The organism is uncultured Campylobacter sp., assembly GCF_938045595.1.
GTDB lineage: Bacteria > Campylobacterota > Campylobacteria > Campylobacterales > Campylobacteraceae > Campylobacter_B.
Genome location: NZ_CALIBB010000002.1, coordinates 1 through 2,940, shown reverse-complemented (window position 1 = coordinate 2,940; position 2,940 = coordinate 1). Strand labels below are relative to the sequence as shown.

The following is a 2,940-nucleotide window of genomic DNA, read 5'->3' as shown; positions in this document are numbered from 1 at the left end:
AAAGCTCGAAAATATGCGGCAGATTTTGTCGCGCGATGCCCGCGCCGCTGTTTTTTATGCGAAGCAAATGCTCGCGCAGGCTTACCTCGACGCAGCCGAGCTCATCACAATATTTTATCGCATTGCCAAGCAGATTGTCGATGATCTTTCGCAGCTTAAACTCATCCGCGCAAAAGTTTACCGGGCGCAGATCGGTGCTCAAGCTTATGCGCTTTTGCTCCGCAGAGATACCGAAATACCTGATGCGGCTTTGCAGCAGTTCGCCTAAATTTACCTCTCGCCCGCTGCCGCTTTTGTTTAAGCTTAGCGCGGTTAGATCCTCAAATAGTGCGTTTATCGTATTTGCGCCCGCCTTGATATTGCTCAGATATTTTTTCGCATCGGTATCAAAAAGCTCGATGCTCATCAAAATCACGCTAAGCGGGGTTTTTATCTCGTGCGTCGTGTCTCGGATGAAGCCGTTTAAAAACTCGATCTTTTCGTAAAGCGGGCGTAGCGAAAGGCGGATGATAAAATACGCGATCAGCAAAATAAGCGCCAAAACAAGCGCGCTCACGGCTAAAATTTTAAGCTTCAGCGCCGCGAGCTTGCCCTCAAGCGCCTCCGTTTTGATCGCTACGTAATACTCCGTGCCGTCCTTAGCAGTGAGATTAAACTGCTCGATCCTGCTGGTCCCCTCCATATACACGCGCGGCGCGTCATCCTTCGGCTCAAAATCCCGCGCGATCTCATCGCTGCTATTCAGATCCGCCGCGTATGCCTGCATGGCGTCGAAATCGCTCTCGTTTAGGCGCCCGCCGCGCGCAAGCTTAGCCTCTAGGCCGTGTTTGAAATCCCTGATCGCAAAGGCATCACGATCCGCGATAAAAAACTTCTCCCGCTCGTAAAATATGCTGCTTACCAGCGCCAAAAACAGGACGCTGGTAAGCGTGTAGAGTAAAAAAATCGGTAGAATTTGACGCATTTTGGACACGGCGCGCTCCTAAAGATATTTGTAGCCGAGCTTGGAAGCGTTTATGATGTGATCCTTGCCCAAAATTTTTCGCAGCTCCGCAATATAAACGCGCAGGCTAAGCTCGCTCGGACTCTCGTCGTAGTCCCACAGCGCGGCGAAAATTTCATCCTTACTAAGGAATTTATCGCGGTTTTTCAGAAGCAGAGCAAGAAGCCGCGCCTGCTTTTGCGGCATCGGCACGAGCCTGTCTGCATGATATAGCGCGCGCTGAGCCATATCGAAGCTAAAGCTTCCGCCGATATTTTCGCGCAGGGCGGCGTTGTGGACGAAGGTACGCTTTAGTAGATTATCCGCGCGCAGAGCCAGCTCTTTTAACTCGAAGGGCTTTTTTAGGTAGTCGTCGCAGCCGCTTCTAAAGCCGCTTTCGACGTCTTGCAGAGTGTTTAGCGACGTCGTGAAAATACACGGTGCGCCGCGCCCGGCCTCGCGCAGCTCGCGAAGTAGCGCAAAGCCGTTGCCGCCGATGATTTTGACGTCGAAGATCCACAGATCGAAGCTCTTTTCGTATGCTAATGAAAGCGCCTCGTCGTAGCTTTTGCTGCCGCTTACCTCGTGCCCCGCCCCGCGCATATAGGTGCACATCATGTCTAGCAGCATCCCCTCGTCCTCGACGATCAAAACTCTTGCCATAGCCCGTCTCCTTGCGTAGAATTTTTGAAATTATACCCTGTGAAATTCCACGTAAAATTTAATTGCGAAATTTCACGGCAAAATTTTATCTTGGCGAAAACGGCGCGTCTTGGCTCAAGAGCACGCTTCGTAAATTTAGATTGCTCGCCTAGTAATTAATTTACGCAGTGCGCCAAGCGGTGCAAGAGGCTAAAATTTTACGATATAAAATTTTCGCGCCGCGGAATTTTAAAATTTACAGACAAAACGCCGGGCTTTAAAATTCCGCCGCGTAGAATTTCAAAACCTCGCCTGCGCCGATAAAATTTTGCGAAATTTCATCGGCGCTACGCCGCATAAATTTCAAGCTAAAATTCTAAAATTCTCGCGCCGTGTTTCGATAAAATAAAATTTCCGCGCAAATGGTGCGCGGAACTACGTAGCTTGCTCGTAAGCGGCACTACTGCGCCATAGGGCATACAGTGGCACCCGCGTTTTGATTACACGGCATCTCGCCTCTTGGCGGCATTGCCGGACCCGCGCCGTCGCCCATCCCTTTATACGGCATATGACCGCACTCTCCTGGAGCAGCCTGCGATCTGTGCGGACCGAACCCGTGAGCAGGCCTTTTAAATTTGCCGAAATTACCGCGGTCTTTAAGCTCTATATCGAGCCTATCCGCCTGCTCGACGCTTAGCTTGCCCGCCTGGGCGTTATAGTTTTTTCTAAATTCGTCTAGGAATTTCTCGCGATCCTCGACGCTCATAGCGTCCAGCTTCTTTTTAAACTCCGTCTTAAATCCGCGCTTGAGATCCCTTGCCTGCGCTCTTAGCTCGCCCGCGCGCTTGTCGATCTCAAACGCCGCTTCGCTTAAGCTCTTGGCGTCCGCGCCGGCGACTGCGGCATTGATCTGCTCGGGGGTGCTTGAGCTAAAATCTGCGGCGAACAGCACGCCCGCGACTAAAACGCTTGCTAAAACAATCTTTTTCATTCTCTCTCCTTTGTGAAAGTTGGCGTGATTGTAGGAAAAAGTCGTGAAGAAAAAGTTAAATGAAGCTCACGCCGCCAAAATAGCTCGGCGCCGTAAATTTAGAGTCTTGATTTAAATTTGAAAAATTTTGCGATGCTGCTACAAATACGGAGCGGAGGTACGATGTGGGCAAACGGGACTAAATTTTAAAATTTTAAGCGGAAGGCAAGAGGTGCGCAGCGCGTAAATTTAACATAAATTTTGCGCTGCATAGATTATATTAAAGCCCGCCATGCGTAAATTTAACGACAAAGCGGGCGTATCTCGGCGCTGCGGACGGCGAAAT

Annotated in this window: 3 protein-coding genes; all 3 read right to left on the bottom strand. The window is 50.3% G+C overall.

Annotated features, from left to right (window positions below; genetic code table 11):
• The coding region (locus Q0340_RS00045; protein ID WP_298081642.1) for a HAMP domain-containing sensor histidine kinase at positions 1 to 964 on the bottom strand (964 nt) is incomplete at its 3' end.
• 18 nt (positions 965 to 982) lie between these two features.
• Positions 983 to 1,645 carry a response regulator transcription factor gene (locus Q0340_RS00040; RefSeq protein ID WP_298081641.1) on the bottom strand — a complete coding sequence of 221 codons (663 nt, stop codon included), beginning with the start codon at positions 1,643 to 1,645 and terminating at the stop codon, positions 983 to 985.
• A gap of 439 nt (positions 1,646 to 2,084) precedes the next feature.
• Positions 2,085 to 2,615, bottom strand: a complete 531-nt coding sequence (locus Q0340_RS00035; protein WP_298081640.1) for a DUF1104 domain-containing protein — start codon at positions 2,613 to 2,615, stop codon at positions 2,085 to 2,087.
• Positions 2,616 to 2,940 lie beyond the last annotated feature (325 nt).